The 12947-nt window shown below is 62.2% G+C and carries 13 protein-coding genes; 7 read left to right on the top strand and 6 right to left on the bottom strand.

The genetic code is table 11. The annotated features are described in order from the left end of the window. Nucleotides 1-24 precede the first annotated feature (24 nt). The 3 genes from ACKLNI_RS17740 to ACKLNI_RS17730 all read left to right on the top strand — a co-directional run bounded on the left by ACKLNI_RS17740 (nucleotide 25) and on the right by ACKLNI_RS17730 (nucleotide 2347). Complete coding sequence (locus ACKLNI_RS17740; protein ID WP_413720432.1) at nucleotides 25-288, top strand: hypothetical protein; 264 nt, start codon at nucleotides 25-27, stop codon at nucleotides 286-288. A gap of 164 nt (nucleotides 289-452) precedes the next feature. Continuing rightward, complete coding sequence (locus tag ACKLNI_RS17735; protein ID WP_413720431.1) at nucleotides 453-1268, top strand: SDR family oxidoreductase; 816 nt, start codon at nucleotides 453-455, stop codon at nucleotides 1266-1268. A gap of 2 nt (nucleotides 1269-1270) precedes the next feature. Then, on the top strand, nucleotides 1271-2347 hold the full coding sequence (locus ACKLNI_RS17730) for a Gfo/Idh/MocA family protein (RefSeq protein WP_413720430.1): 1077 nt from the start codon (nucleotides 1271-1273) through the stop codon (nucleotides 2345-2347). Here the strand turns inward: ACKLNI_RS17730 and ACKLNI_RS17725 are convergent. The 5 genes from ACKLNI_RS17725 to ACKLNI_RS17705 are packed head-to-tail and all read right to left on the bottom strand — an operon-like array spanning nucleotide 2344 to nucleotide 7528. Then, a complete protein-coding gene (locus tag ACKLNI_RS17725) occupies nucleotides 2344-3207 on the bottom strand; it encodes a MurR/RpiR family transcriptional regulator (RefSeq protein WP_413720429.1) in 864 nt (287 codons plus the stop codon). The genes ACKLNI_RS17730 and ACKLNI_RS17725 overlap by 4 nt on opposite strands. Next, on the bottom strand, nucleotides 3204-4319 hold the full coding sequence (locus tag ACKLNI_RS17720; protein ID WP_413720428.1) for a Gfo/Idh/MocA family protein: 1116 nt from the start codon (nucleotides 4317-4319) through the stop codon (nucleotides 3204-3206). Before ACKLNI_RS17720 ends, ACKLNI_RS17725 begins: the two co-directional genes overlap by 4 nt. Then, nucleotides 4312-5274, bottom strand: a complete 963-nt coding sequence (locus ACKLNI_RS17715; RefSeq protein ID WP_413720427.1) for a hydroxyacid dehydrogenase — start codon at nucleotides 5272-5274, stop codon at nucleotides 4312-4314. Before ACKLNI_RS17715 ends, ACKLNI_RS17720 begins: the two co-directional genes overlap by 8 nt. Next, the gene (locus ACKLNI_RS17710; RefSeq protein WP_413720426.1) at nucleotides 5274-6080 is read right to left on the bottom strand and encodes an HpcH/HpaI aldolase family protein; all 807 of its coding nucleotides are present in this window, start codon (nucleotides 6078-6080) and stop codon (nucleotides 5274-5276) included. The genes ACKLNI_RS17715 and ACKLNI_RS17710 overlap by 1 nt, the downstream gene beginning before the upstream one ends. 11 nt (nucleotides 6081-6091) lie before the next feature. After that, entirely contained in the window at nucleotides 6092-7528 is a 1437-nt protein-coding gene (locus ACKLNI_RS17705; RefSeq protein ID WP_413720425.1) for an NAD-dependent succinate-semialdehyde dehydrogenase, read from the bottom strand. Nucleotides 7529-7715: 187 nt separating this feature from the next. On the opposite strand from ACKLNI_RS17705, the gene iolD reads away from it, so the two are divergent. The 4 genes from iolD to ACKLNI_RS17685 all read left to right on the top strand — a co-directional run bounded on the left by iolD (nucleotide 7716) and on the right by ACKLNI_RS17685 (nucleotide 12638). Beyond that, on the top strand, nucleotides 7716-9575 hold the full coding sequence (gene iolD, locus ACKLNI_RS17700; protein WP_413720424.1) for a 3D-(3,5/4)-trihydroxycyclohexane-1,2-dione acylhydrolase (decyclizing): 1860 nt from the start codon (nucleotides 7716-7718) through the stop codon (nucleotides 9573-9575). Between the two features lie 5 nt (nucleotides 9576-9580). Further along, nucleotides 9581-10480 (top strand): myo-inosose-2 dehydratase, encoded by a 900-nt coding sequence (iolE, locus tag ACKLNI_RS17695; RefSeq protein WP_413720423.1) that lies wholly within the window; start codon nucleotides 9581-9583, stop codon nucleotides 10478-10480. Between the two features lie 127 nt (nucleotides 10481-10607). Beyond that, nucleotides 10608-12125: an acyl--CoA ligase gene (locus ACKLNI_RS17690; protein WP_413720422.1), complete on the top strand. Its 1518-nt coding sequence runs from the start codon at nucleotides 10608-10610 to the stop codon at nucleotides 12123-12125. 63 nt (nucleotides 12126-12188) lie between these two features. After that, nucleotides 12189-12638, top strand: a complete 450-nt coding sequence (locus ACKLNI_RS17685) for an SRPBCC family protein (protein WP_413720421.1) — start codon at nucleotides 12189-12191, stop codon at nucleotides 12636-12638. Between the two features lie 35 nt (nucleotides 12639-12673). Here the strand turns inward: ACKLNI_RS17685 and ACKLNI_RS17680 are convergent, their stop codons facing one another. Then, the gene (locus tag ACKLNI_RS17680) at nucleotides 12674-12853 is read right to left on the bottom strand and encodes a hypothetical protein (protein WP_413720420.1); all 180 of its coding nucleotides are present in this window, start codon (nucleotides 12851-12853) and stop codon (nucleotides 12674-12676) included. Nucleotides 12854-12947: the final 94 nt, after the last annotated feature.

The raw sequence follows: 12947 nt of genomic DNA, 5'->3' as shown, positions 1-12947 counted from the left end.
GTGATGGTCAGAATAGGAGAAACGATGCAGGACGAACCCATTCACGAGGGACAACCGGGCTTCGAAGATTTCATCGAAGAGGAAATGGCGCGTCTTGGGCACCGTGCGCAGCAAAGAGGCATCTGCGTGGATTGCCTGACCGATCGGTTCATCGTGGAGATGGTTGCCAATCTGGCGCGCGCCGGCGTTCCGTCTTCCGATATTCTCGACATGGTCGCCGATGGTCTGGCTCTTGCCGAGGAAGAGAGCGCAGAGGACAGAAACGACCGCACGCACAGGGTTCACTGATCCTTGGGACAGTGCCGGGTCCGGACGTTTTCAGCGGCCGGGCCCTGACGAGGCGGCATTTTTGCCGTCGGGTATTCGCGGAAGTTGCTGCAATCAAAATTGCGGATTTGACTGTATCGCAATTATAGGTTCATGTCGGCTTATGCCGGCCAAGGGAGGGTGTCATGAACAGACTTGATGGAAAGATCGCTGTCGTCACGGGCAGCACGCAGGGCTTAGGGGCTGCAATCGCGAGGAACTTTGCCTCGGCCGGTGCCGCAGGTATCGTGACATGCGGCCGTGGTGCGGCGAAAGGCGAAGCGGTAGCTGCCTCCATCACCGAGGCGTACGGGACGCCGGTCACTTTCGTTCAGGCGGATCTCGAGTCGCTGGATGACTGTGCGGCAATCATCGCGGCCGCCGACCGGGATTTCGGTCGTATCGATGTTTTGGTGAATGCCGCCGGGCTGACGGATCGGGGCAACATGCTGAACACGACGCCCGACCTGTTCGACCGGATGATGGCCGTCAACGTGCGCGCGCCATTCTTCCTGATGCAGGGAGCGATCAAGCTGATGATCCGGGAGGGTGCCGAAGGCAGCATCGTGAATATCGGGTCGACTTCGAGCCGCGCCGGGCAGCCATTTCTTGCGCCGTATTCCACGTCGAAGGGTGCCCTTTCGACACTGACCCGGCATGCGGGCTATGCGCTGATGCGCAACAGGATCCGCGTGAACCAGTTGGATATCGGCTGGATGAACTCGGACCATGAGCGCAAGATCCAGGAAGAGGAGCAGGGCGATCCCGACTTCATCGACCGTGTCGCGGCGACGTTACCCTTCGGCCGGCTTCTGGACCCGGCGGAGGTGGCGCGGGCGGTGGCATTCCTTGCGTCCGATGACAGCGGGATGATGACGGGCTCGGTCATCCAGTTCGACCAGTCGGTCTGGGGCGGATACGACGGTCAGGCACCGGCACCGGCCGAACCCTTGGGAGTATGATGATGCAGAGGGTCAGATATGCCGTCGTTGGCGCCGGGTGGATCAGCCAGGAAGCTTTCCTGCCATCCATTCATGCGACGCCGAATTCCGAGGTGACCGCGATCGTCTCTGGCAGCGGCGAGGTGGCGCGCCAGTTGGCGGAGTTTCACGACATTCCGCATGTCTTCGGCTACGACGACTATGATCGGATGCTGGCGGAGGACATTGTCGACGCGGTCTACATTGCCCTGCCGAACTCGATGCATGCGGACTATTCGATCCGTGCTGCAAGAGCGGGCAAGCATGCGCTGGTCGAGAAGCCGCTGGCGGTGTCGGTTGCCGAGTGCGAGGCGATGATCCGTGCGGCCGAAGAGAACGGCACGCTGCTTATGACGGCCTACCGGCTGCACTCGGAGCCGGGCACGGTGAAGGTGCTGGATCTGATCCGGTCGGGCGAGATCGGCGAGCCGAAGCTGTTCGCCTCAACCTTCTCGTTCCAGTCGGCGCCGGAGAACCATCGGCTGCTTGCCAAGCACTGGGGCGGCCCGCTGCAGGATATCGGGGTGTATTGCCTGAACGCGGCGCGGCATTGCCTGGGTTCGGAGCCTGTCGAGGTGACTGCGATGAAGGTCCACGGAAACGGAGACCCGCGGTTCCGCGAGGTGGAAGGTTCGATGGCGGTGACCATGCGATTTCCGAAGGACCGACTTGCGCAGTTCATCATCAGCTTCGAGTCCGACGATACGGACACCTACCGGATCATCGGGACCGAGGGCGAAATCACCGTGGAGCAATGTTATGACTTGCACTTCAATCCGCGGATCTGGGTGTCGAAGGGACGGGAGCGCCGTGAGATCGATGTGCCGGAAACGGACCATTTTGCCGGGCAGACGGCCTATTTCTCGGATTGCATCCTGAGCGGCAAGCGTCCTGTTCCCGACGGCGAGGAAGGGCTGGCGGACGTACGTGCCCTGCTGGCGATCGAGGCGGCCGCGAAGACGGGCCAACCGCAGCGCGTGGACACCCCGAACCGTGACAACCACCCGGATCAAGCCTGTGTTCGTGTGCTGCCCAGAACCGACCGGCGTCTGGTTCTTTAAGGCTGGGTCACCGTCGGAATTCGCGGATCGCTGTCACGCTGCATGCGCGCTGCGAGCGCAACGGCCAACGCCTGGGCCAAGCACATCGGTGCAGCCAGCGAACGAGAGAAGGTGTAGGCGTGCTCGGGGATGGAGAAGATGAGATCCGCGGACTTGGCCAGCGGTGACAGCGTTGAATCTGTGATGGCCAGGATCGGTACGTCGCGCTTCTTGGTTTCCTCGGTAATGGTCACGACTTCTGTCGCGTAGAAGCGGAAGGAGACAGCGAAGAGCAGGTCCTTCTTCGTGATCAGTTTCGCGCGGTGCGTGGCAAGGCCGCCGGCTTCGTCGAGGAGAACGCAGGGTTTCCCGATCATCGTCAGCACGTAGTGCAAGAGGAATACGAGGGGCGAGGAGCGGAGCTGGCCGATCAGGTAGATCGTCTGTGCCTTGTCCATCATCCTGACCGCCTTGTCGATCTGGTCCGGCGGCGTGGATGTCATCAGATCCTGCAGCGAGGCGACGTCGCGGACAACCAGCTCGCCGAGGATGTTGGATTGCTTGTCGCCCTGATCGCCGGTCAGCTCAGCTTCCAGCGCGCGCAGGCGTGCCGCGAAACCCGGCGCCGCGGTCGAGAGCCGCTTCTGGAACAGTGTCTGGAGATCCTTGAACCCCGAATAACCGAGGGACTGAGCAAAGCGCACGAAGCTGGAGGCATGGATGCCGCAGGTGTCCGCGATGGCGTTCACGGACATCACTGCAACGTCGTTCGGGTTCTGCGTCAGGTATTCCCCGATCCGCTGGTGCGTCTTGCTCATCCCGTCATAGCGTTCGTGGATGATGCGGATCAGATCCTCGTAGTCGGCGGGGGGTTCCATCATGTGTCCAGCCAGCGCTCCTGTTGCGACGAACGGTGCACCGTTTCGACAAGCGACTGGATACGCCAGCCAGCGCGGAAATTGAATGGTTCATCATGCAGTCCGGCGATCGCACCGACATAGCCGGCTACTTCAATGGCTTTCAGGTCGTTGAAGCCCAGTTGGTGGCCGGGGGCGACGCAGAATTCTCCATACGGCGGATGGTTGGGTCCTGCGAGAATGGTGCGGAAACCATCGCGTCCGGGAATGGCAGAAACCGGGTAGAATCTGAGTTCGTTCAGTCGCTCGCCGGAGAAGGTCAGACCTCCTCGGGAGCCGTAGACCTCGAAATCGTGACTCATCTTCTGCCCGGTGGCGATCCAGCTTGCTTCGACCGAGCCGGTGGCCCCGCTCTGGAACCGCAGGAATGCACGACCGACATCGTCGACCTCGACTTTTCGGATGCCGCCCTTGCCGTCGGGACGTTCGCCGATGACGTTGACGGTATCCCCCATCACGCGGGTGATCGGGCCGAGCAGGTATTCGGCGGTGGCAAGCGTGTGGCTGCCCAGATCGGCAAAGGCTCCGCCGCCCTGTGGATCATGGCGGAATGTGAAAGGAGCGGTTTCATCCGTCATGTAGTCTTCGGCGTGATATCCGCGATAGGCGCGGATCTCGCCCAGTTCGCCCGAGCGGATCATTTCGCGGGCCAGCCCGAAGACGGGGTTGCAAATGTAGTTGAACCCGACCTGCGTCTTGACGCCTGCGGCTTCGGCGGCCTCGGTCATTTCGGAGGCGTCGATCGCCAGCGGAGCCAGAGGCTTTTCGCAGTAGACATGCTTGCCCGCCGCGATCGCGGCCATGGACATCTCTTTGTGCAGGGCGTTCGGCGCGGTGATGTTCACCACATCGATGTTGGGGTCTTCGACGATCGTGCGCCAGTCGCTGGTGGCTTTTTCGAAGCCATACCGGGTTGCGGCGGCCCGGGCGGCTTCGTCGGTGATATCTGCGACTGTGTCGAGAACGATATTGCGCGGCAGGTCGAAGACGCGGGCCGCGGTCGTATAGCCGAAGATATGGGCCTTCCCCATGAAGCCTGTGCCGATCAGGCCGACGCGAAGCGGCGGTTTAGCCATCGAGTGAAACTCCGTTGACGACGAGTGCCGGGTCGAGTTTCCCGGCAAGGAAATCAAGTACGTTCTGGACAGAATGAATGCCCAGCCGTTCGCTGCCTTCGTGGGTCAGGCCCGCGATATGCGGGGACAGAAGCACATTGTCGAGCCCGAAGAGAGGGTTATCGGACAGTGGCGGTTCGGGCTCGAAGACATCCATGCCGGCCGCGCGGATCTGGCCGGTGCGCAATGCGTCCGCGAGAGCGTGCTCATCGACAATACCGCCTCGGGAGGTGTTCACGATGACCGCTGTCGATTTCATTGCAGCGAGTTCTCGGGCACCGATCAGCGGTTTCTCCGGCTTCGGGGCGTGGATTGAGACGATATCGGCCCAGGCGAGGCCGTCTTCCAGCGACGCCACCGGCGCGACATCGCCTGCGGGCCAGCCTTTTGCAGACAGATAAGGATCGTATGCCCGGATCGTCATGTCGAACCCGACGGTCAACCTGGCAAGCCGCTGTCCGATCCGGCCGTAACCGAGGATCAGGAGGTTCTTGCCGGTGATTTCGCCTGCCTCGAGGGTGTTCCGCCACTCCCACGGACCCTTGCGTACCGCCGCATCGGCGCGAAGCGCCAGTTTTACGCTTGCCAGCATCAACATCACGGCGTGTTCAGCTACGCCGCCCGAATTGATGTCGCCGACGATGGAAAGCGGGATACCCCGGCTGGTGAGGGCGGGCAGGTCGACGGAGTCGTATCCGACGCCGTGACGGGAGACGAAGCGAAGTTTCGCGGCCTTTGCGATTGTATCCGCCGTGAAGGGCTGCGTCCGGATCAGCAGGACATCGGCATCGCCGATGCGGTGAGCATAGCAGTCTTCGGTCGTTCCATCGGTCAGTTCGTAGGTGATGCCCTCGGCGGCGTCGAGCATGGCTATCGCGCTTGGGTGCAGCGATCCGACAACGAGGACATGTGCCATCAGTACGCGCCTTTCTCTCCCGTTGCGCCGTCCGTGCCCGTGAGTTGGCGGAATCGGCTGACCGTGTCGGCGGCGGCGGTTGCCAACAGCCGGACATCGCCCGAGACTGTCACCATATTGTAGCCCCAGCCGATCGCTTTCGCGGCATATTCGGGTGAGCCGCAGTGCAGTACCGCGCCTATGCCGTTAGCCTTTGCGGCGGCCGCGATCCGCTTGATCACCTCGACCATTTCGTCTTCGGTCCGATCGAAGCCCGGAGCGAGCCGTCCATTGGTCACGCCAAGCGTCAGATCTGCCGGTCCCACGTAGAGGCCGTCGAGGCCTGGAGTAGCGGCGATCTCGTCGAGATTCGCCACGCCGGAGGCGGTTTCGATCATGGCAAGGGCGAGGACGTCCTGGTTGGCGTCCTTCACGTTATATCCCGGGTGTCCGAACGCGGCGCGAGTCGGGCCGAAGCTGCGCTGACCGAGCGGGGGATAGCGCATGTAGCTGACGAATTCCTGGGCTTCGGCGCGGGTGTTGATCATCGGGCAGATGATCCCCATCGCGCCGGCATCCAGCATTTTCATGATGATCCCGGGTTCGCGCCACGGCACTCGCGCCATCGGGAGCATACGCCTGCCGCCGATGGCCTGGATCATCGGCAAGGCTGCGCCGTAGTCCAGCGCGCCGTGCTGAACATCGACCGTGACGGAGTCGAAGCCTTGCGAAGCCATGATCTCGGCGGCGAAAGAGCTGCCGATGGAGCACCAGCCGTTGATCGTCGGTGTTCCGGCATTCCATTTCTCTCTCAGGGCATTTGGCATTTTTGTTCCTTTCAGACGGCGACCTGGGCCATCTTCGTATCAAGGTAATCGCGAATGGCTTCAATGCCGCCTTCGCGTCCCATTCCCGAGAAACCGGTTCCTCCAAATGGCGCTTCGGCGGCCGCGAGTGCGACGGAGTTAATACCGACCATCCCCGATTTCAGTTCGGATACAGCCTGACGCGCACGCGCCTGGGACGTGGTGAAGGCATAGGCGGCCAGCCCCATGTCGGTGGCGTTTGCGCGCTCGATCACCTCGTCGTCTGACCGGAAAGTTGTAATGGCGGCCACGGGTCCGAAGTTCTCGTCCGCCATGACACGCATGCCATCGGTGACCGAGGTCATGACGGTTGGCTCATAGAAATGCCCTGCGTTGAAGCCGCTCGCGCGCTTGCCGCCTGTCGCCAATGTCGCGCCGTCGCGGACTGCTTCGGCGACGACACTCTCCACCTCCTGCAGGCGCCGGGCGTTGATGAGAGGGCCCATTGTCACGCCCTCGTCGAGGCCGTTACCGAGGACGATTTTTCTGGCGCGACTGACGAAGCCTTCGACGAAATCGTCATGGCGGCTTTCGTGGACAAAGAAGCGATCTGGGGTGACGCAGACCTGCCCGCAGTTGGCGAATTTGGTCGGGACAAGTATGTCGAGTGCTTTGTCGAGATCGGCATCGTCATGGATGATGCAGGGCGCGTTGCCGCCCAGCTCCATCGAGACCTTCTTCATCGTGTCGGCCGCATCGCGGATCATCTGCTGACCGACCCGGGTCGAGCCGGTAAGCGAGACCTTGCGGACCGCCTTGGAGGCCATCAGCGGGCCATATGTGTTCGCGGTCGAGCCGATCAGAAGGCCGACCGTTCCGTCGGGCAGGTTGCCCGCCCTGAGGCATTCGAACAGGATCATCGCGCTGCCGGGTGTCTGGCTGGAGGGTCGGACGATGATCGAGCATCCTGCCGCCAGGGCCGGAGCGATCTTGCGTGAGGGAAGCGCTGCAGGGAAGTTCCATGCGGTGAACGCGGCGACCACCCCCATGGGCTGGTGATGGACCTCGAACCGTCCGCCGGGCGCGCGGCTTTCGACGATCCGGCCATAGATTCGGCGTGCCTCTTCCGCATGCCAGCGGAACTGGTCTGTCGACAGTACCCATTCACGCTGGGACTGCGCCAGCGGACGACCAGTCTCGGTCGAGATGATGCGGGCGGCCCTTTCGGCAGAGGCCAGCATCGCGTCGGCGATGCGGTGGAGCGCGTCGGCTCGGTCAAAGGCGGGGAGTTTGCGCCATGTGGCGAGCCCCCGCTCGGCGGCATCGAGCGCGGCTTGCGTATCGGCAGCGCTAGCGCTGGGCGCTTTTCCTATCGCCTGCTCCGTCACAGGGCTGAGGACATCGGTCGTCGCGCCATCAGTGGCCGGGCGCCATTTCCCGTCGATAAATAGTCCGTAGTCTTCGTACATGCGTTTTTCCGCCGCGTGAATTCCGGCCCATCGCGCTTGCCGTTGCGGCTTTGCCCGGACTTCCCGCCAGGCGACTGCGCTGCAAAGGGCGCGAATTGTTTGGTGCAGTTTCCTCCCGGCCGCAATAATCGTTGCAAGACGGGCTGCGTGTCAATAAACAATGTCAGTACAAAAGGGAGGATTCACGATGGCTCAGGGAACTCAACGCCTGACCATGGCTCAAGCCGTGGTGCGGTACCTCTGCAACCAGTTCACCGAGATCGACGGTGAGCGCGTACCACTTTTTGCCGGCGTCTTCGGCATTTTCGGACATGGCAACGTGACGTGTCTGTCCGAGGCGCTGGAGGCGGTTCAGGATCAACTGCCGACGTGGCGGGGCCAGAACGAGCAATCCATGGCGCTTGCCGCGATCGGTTACGCGAAAGCGATGAGGCGGCGGCAGCTTATGGTGGCCACGTCGTCGATCGGACCGGGGGCACTGAACATGGTGACGGCAGCGGGGCTTGCCCATGCGAACCGTCTGCCCGTTCTGCTTCTGGCGGGCGATACGTTTACAAACCGTTTGCCCGATCCTGTGCTGCAGCAGGTGGAGCATTTCGGAAATCCGACGATCACGGTGAACGATTCGTTCAAGGCCGTGTCCCGGTACTGGGATCGCATCACCCACCCGGCCCAGTTGATGGCGAGTTTTCCGCAGGCGATTGCCGCGATGCTGGACCCTGCCGATTGCGGCCCGGCCTTCATCGCGCTGCCGCAGGACACGCAGGAACTGGCGTTCGACTATCCAGACGCGTTCTTCGAGCCGAAGGTGTGGCGTATTCCGCGTCCCCGGCCCGACCGGACTGCCGTCGAGGAGGCCGCCGCGGTTCTGAAGACGGCCAAGGCACCGGTGATCATCGCCGGGGGCGGGGTGCGGTATTCGGGTGCTGAAGCGGCCGTTGCTGCCTTCGCTGCAAAGCGCGGGATTCCGGTTGTCGAGACGATTGCCGGCAAAGGGTCGCTGACCCACGATCACCCTGTCCATGCCGGTCCGATCGGTATCATCGGTTCCACCAGCGCCAATGAACTGGCAGAAAAAGCGGATGTCGTCGTTGCTATAGGAACCCGGCTTCAGGACTTCACGACCGGCTCGTGGACTGCATTTGCCAAGGACGCGAGGTTCATCTCCATCAACGCGGCACGCTGGGATGCAACCAAGCACCGGGCCGTTGCCGTCGTTGGAGACGCCTTGGAGGGCGTGAACGAACTGGACGGTGCGCTTGGCGATTGGTCGCTTCCGGCGTCGCATATGGAGCACGCGAAAGCTCTGTTCGCGGATTGGAACCGGCTGCTGGACGAGCACCAGGCGCCCACCAACGCACCGGTGCCTACCTATGCCCAGGTCGTTGCGAAGGTGAACGAGGCCGCGGGCGAGAATGACCACATGCTGACCGCCGCAGGTGGCCTGCCCGGTGAAGTTGCTAAGGGCTGGCGGGTGAAGAACCCGAATACCTTCGATCTGGAGTTCGGTTTCTCGTGCATGGGCTACGAGGTGGCCGGTGGCTGGGGCAACGCGATGGCCGGGAAGGGCGAACGCGAGGTATTTGTCATGGTCGGAGACGGCTCGTATCTGATGATGAACTCGGACATCTATTCGACTGTTCTGACTGGTCACAAGATGATCGTGGTCATCTGCGACAATGGCGGCTTTGCCGTTATCAACAGGCTGCAGCAGTTCAAGGGCACTCCGGGGTTCAACAACCTGCTGAAGGATTGCCGGGTCAAGGGCGGGGGCGAACCGCTGCATGTCGATTTCGCCGGACATGCCCGCGCGATGGGCGCCGAAGCGCGGCATTGCGAAAGCCTGGCCGATCTGGAAGCCGCGCTGGAATGGGCCAAGACAACCGACCGCACGACCGTCTTGTCCATCGTCACGGATGCCTATAGCTGGGTTCCCGGAGATGCCGACTGGGATGTGGGCGTGCCGGAGGTTTCTGACCGCAAGACGGTGAACGAGGCCCGCGCCCATCAGGAAGATATCCGCAAGAAACAGCGCGTCGGAGTGTAACGCAAATGAAAGCCAAACTTGGTATGTCGCCCATCGCCTGGTGGAACGACGATCTTCCCGAATTGTCGGACGATGTGAGCCTGGAAGAATGCCTGCGGCAATCCCGGGCAGCCGGGTTCACCGGTATGGAGTTGGGGCAGCGTTTTCCGACCGACCCCGACGAGATGCTGCCCATCCTGCGCGCGGCCGACGTCACGTTGTGCGGAGGCTGGTTCTCGGGAACGCTGGTGGACGAGGAATTGTCGGTCAACAAGGACCGCATCCAGCCCATGATCGAGCTTTTCAAGGCCGTCGACGCGCCTTGCATCGTTTATGGCGAAGTCGGCCGGTCTATCCAGGGGCAGCGCAATACACCCCTGGACCGAAAGGCCGTTCTCGGCGACGAAGAAATGAAGGCTTATGGCCGCCGTCTGACGGAGTTCGGTGAGTGGTGCGCCGAGCAGGGTATGCCGCTTGCCTATCATCACCATATGGCTGCGGTCGTGCAGTTCGAGCATGAGCTGGATGCCTTCATGGCGGCCTCGGGGGAGGGGATTCCCCTGCTTCTGGATGCGGGTCACCTTGCGTTTGCCGGGGGCGATCCCTTGGCGGCGATCGACAAGTATCACGCCCGGATCACCCATGTGCACACCAAGGACATCCGGCAATCCGTGGTGGACGGGCTGGATTGGTCGAAGGAGAGTTTCCTTGATGCCGTGATCAAGGGTGCTTTCACGGTACCGGGCGATGGATCGCTGGATTTCGAGGCAATCGTCCAGCGGCTTGCCGATTACGGTTACGAGGGCTGGTTCGTGGTCGAAGCCGAGCAGGATCCGGTCAAGGCGCCGCCGGTGAAAATGGCCGAGATCGGTCATGCCGAACTGATGCGGGTCATGACGAAGGCGGGCTACGAGGTGGTGGCCTGACGGTCGTAACCGCCTGAAATTCTGGCGCCGGGCTCATCGGGCCCGGCGTTTTTGTTGCGAGCCAGCCGTGACGTTTGCCTTGGCATCGGATGCGGGATAAGTCGTTTCCGGAACGAGGGAGGACGACATGGCAGCAACACTTGCCGAACTGATCAAAGACCATCCGGCGGATGCCCCGGCACTTGGAGCGCCTGGACGCGACTGGTTGACCTATGGCGGCCTGCGGGCGCTGGCGTCTGATGTTCGGGCGGCTCTGAACAGTTTTGGAATCGGGCCTTCCGATCGGGTCGCGATTGTTCTGCCGAACGGACCGGAGATGGCTGCAGCCTTCGTCACCATCGCGCAGGCGGCGGTGACTGCACCGTTGAACCCTGCCTATCGCGAGGACGAGTTCGCGTTCTATCTCGAGGACCTGAAGGCGAAGGCGATCGTTGTCGGCGAGGACTATGACGGGCCAGCTCTGGCTGCTGCCGAGCGGTTTGGGCTGTCGGTTCTGCGCTTGTCCGTCGATGATGGCGCGCCGGCTGGATCGTTTCGTCTGAGCGGCCCTGCGTCGGCGGTGGCCGAGGGCGAGCCGGGGCCCGATGATGTGGCGCTTATCCTCCATACTTCCGGCACTACCTCGAGACCCAAGATCGTTCCCCTGCTGCAGTCGAACGTTGCGGCATCGGCTCAGAATATTCGCGGCTCGCTGGAACTGTCGTCTTCGGACAGATGCCTGAACGTCATGCCCTTGTTCCATATCCACGGTCTGGTCGCGGCGGTCTCGGCCTCGCTTGCGGCAGGCGCATCGATCTGGTGCGCGCCCGGGTTCGATGCATTGCGCTTCTTCGGCTGGATGAACGAGGCGCGGCCGACGTGGTATACCGCCGTGCCGACGATGCATCAGGCGATCCTGAGCCGGGCGGGAAGAAATGCCGAGGTGATTGCGGATGTGCCGCTGAGATTCCTTCGGTCTTCGTCGGCGTCGCTGCCGCCGCAGGTCTTCGAAGCTCTTGCCGAAACCTTCGGCGCCCCGGTCATCGAGGGTTATGGTATGACCGAGGCCGCGCACCAGATGTGCTCCAACCCGCTGCCGCCTCGTGCGCAGAAGCCGGGCTCGGTGGGTGTCGAGGCCGGGCCAAAGGTGCGCATCGCGCACGAGATCGAGGACCGTTTGATCGGCGGCACCGGCGAAGTCGTGATCTCGGGGCCGAACGTCACCCCGGGCTACGAGGGCAATCCTGAGGCCAACGCCAAGAGCTTCTTCGAGGCCGAAGGGCAGCGGTGGTTCCGGACTGGCGACCAGGGTGCCTTCGACGGCGAAGGGTACCTGAGGCTGACAGGTCGTCTCAAGGAGATCATCAACCGGGGCGGAGAAAAGATCAGCCCGCTGGAGGTGGACGAGGTTCTGATGGACCATCCCGCGATCGCCCAGTGCGTTGCCTTTGCGATTCCCCATGCAAAGCTGGGCGAAGAGGTTGGTGCGGCGGTGGTCCTAAGGGATGGCGAAAACGCCTCCGAACAGGACATCCGGGCTTTCGCCGCCGAGCGCATGGCGGATTTCAAGGTGCCGCGGAAGGTCGTCATACTGGATGAAATTCCGAAGGGCGCGACGGGCAAGATGCAGCGTATCGGTATGGCCGAGAAGCTGGGGCTTGCCTGAGCGCCGGCAGATGAATCCGCAGAGCTGTCCGGCTCTGGTGAGCTGACAGAAAGGAGACCGACTATGGACCTGAGTGACGAAATCCTTATTCCAGCGCCTCGTGACATCGTTTATGCGGCGCTGAATGACACGGATGTTCTGAAGGACTGCATCCCCGGCTGCGAAGAATTGGAGCGAACCGGGGATAACGAACTGGAGGCGAAGGTCGTGCTGAAGGTCGGTCCCGTCAAGGCACGGTTCGCGGGCCAAGTCACGCTGGATCCGGCGGGCGCTCCAGAGAGGTTTTCGCTGTCGGGAAAGGGAAGTGGCGGCGCTGCCGGATTTGCAAAAGGAGGTGCCGACGTGGTTCTGGAAGACCGTGGTCAAGAGACCTTGTTGCGGTATGAGGCGAAGGCCGATATCGGCGGCAAGCTGGCTCAGCTGGGTAGTCGGCTGGTGCAGTCCACGTCCAAGAAACTGGCCGCGCAGTTTTTCGAGAAATTCCGGGACCGGGTTGCGGACTATTCCGCCTGAGACCGGTCCGCTTTGCCCCGGGTTGTCCGGGCAACCTAGTTTTCGCCGGCCTCAAGGCCGATCGCCGCCACGGACAGGATCGCCGTGAGAGCAACCAACCCGAAGGCGGAGTAGGTTGCCACGCCTTGCCAAAGGCCCAACCCGTTCAAATAGATCAGGAATGCCGATCCGATCACTGCCGCTGAAAAGCTTAACGCCACTGCTCCGACTGCCATGTACCTCTCCTTAGGGTCGTTGCCCCGAAAACGGTTTTTCCGTTCCCTCGATAGCACTGGCAAATAAAAACCAAGTCAACAAACGATTGAATTG

This window comes from Silicimonas lutimaris, from assembly GCF_047314965.1.
Lineage (GTDB): Bacteria > Pseudomonadota > Alphaproteobacteria > Rhodobacterales > Rhodobacteraceae > JAVJUV01.
Note: the sequence above shows the minus strand (reverse complement) of the source record. Positions and strands in the feature narration are given on the sequence as shown.